Genomic DNA, 1,084 nt, shown 5'->3' on the forward strand with positions numbered 1-1,084 from the left:
CCTAGGTGTTCTGTCCCGGGAGGTTGTGGACGGGTGATGCAGGTCTCGGTTGAGGGATCTTGAAATGGGTGAGGGCCTTCTGGCCTGGTGTGGATTGCGACATCTGCACCGGCGACCAGAAAGGCCCTCGTGCCACACCGTAATGCACCCCTGACCGAGACCGGACGCCTGCGTCTGGCCCGCTGCGTCGTGGACGACGGCTGGCCGCTGCGCCGGGCCGCCGAACGCTTCCAGGTCTCGCCCACCACCGCCCAGCGCTGGGCCGACCGCTACCGCGCCCTGGGCGAGGCCGGCATGGCCGACCGCTCCTCACGCCCGCACCACAGCCCGCGCCGGACCCCGACCCGCACCGAGCGCCGGATCATCAAGGTCCGCCTCGCCCGCCGCTGGGGACCAGCCCGCATCGCACACCTGTTGAACCTGGTGCCCTCCACCGTGCACCGCGTGCTGACTCGATTCGGACTGGCCCGCCTGACCCATCTGGACCGTGCCACCGGCCGGCCGATCCGCCGCTACGAACGCGACAAGCCCGGCGAGCTGGTCCACGTGGACATCAAGAAACTCGGCAACATCCCCGACGGCGGCGGCCACAAGATGCTGGGCCGCCCAGCGGGTCGTAAGAACAAGTCCGGCACCGGCTACAGCTACCTGCACACCGCCGTCGACGACCATTCCCGCCTGGCCTACAGCGAGATCCTCACCGACGAGAAACAGGAGACCGCCACCGCGTTCTGGGTCCGCGCCCAGGCGTTCTTCACCGCCGCCGGGATCACCGTCGAGCGGGTCCTGACCGACAACGGATCCTGCTACCGCTCCCGCGTCTGGCGCGATGCCCTGGCAGCGGCCGGCATCGCCCACAAGCGAACCCGGCCCTACCGGCCGCAGACCAACGGCAAGGTCGAACGCTTCAACCGCACCCTGCTCGACGAGTGGGCCTACGCACAGCCCTACCGCTCAGAGACCGAACGACGTGAGGCGTTCCCACACTGGCTGCACACCTACAATCACCACCGCGGACACACCGCGCTGAACGGCAAACCACCCGCCAGCCGCGTCCCCAACCTCACAAGGCAATACACCTAGG

At 68.7% G+C, this 1,084-nt stretch carries 1 protein-coding gene; it reads left to right on the top strand.

Going from position 1 to position 1,084, the window contains the following annotated elements; genetic code table 11:
- The first annotated feature begins 129 nt into the window (after positions 1 to 129).
- Positions 130 to 1,083 (top strand): IS481 family transposase, encoded by a 954-nt coding sequence (locus ABZ312_RS45135; RefSeq protein ID WP_500440234.1) that lies wholly within the window; start codon positions 130 to 132, stop codon positions 1,081 to 1,083.
- The last annotated feature ends 1 nt before the right edge of the window (position 1,084 follow it).

Origin of the sequence: Streptomyces sp. NPDC006207, from assembly GCF_040613835.1 — a bacterium.
In the GTDB taxonomy this organism is placed as follows: domain Bacteria; phylum Actinomycetota; class Actinomycetes; order Streptomycetales; family Streptomycetaceae; genus Actinacidiphila.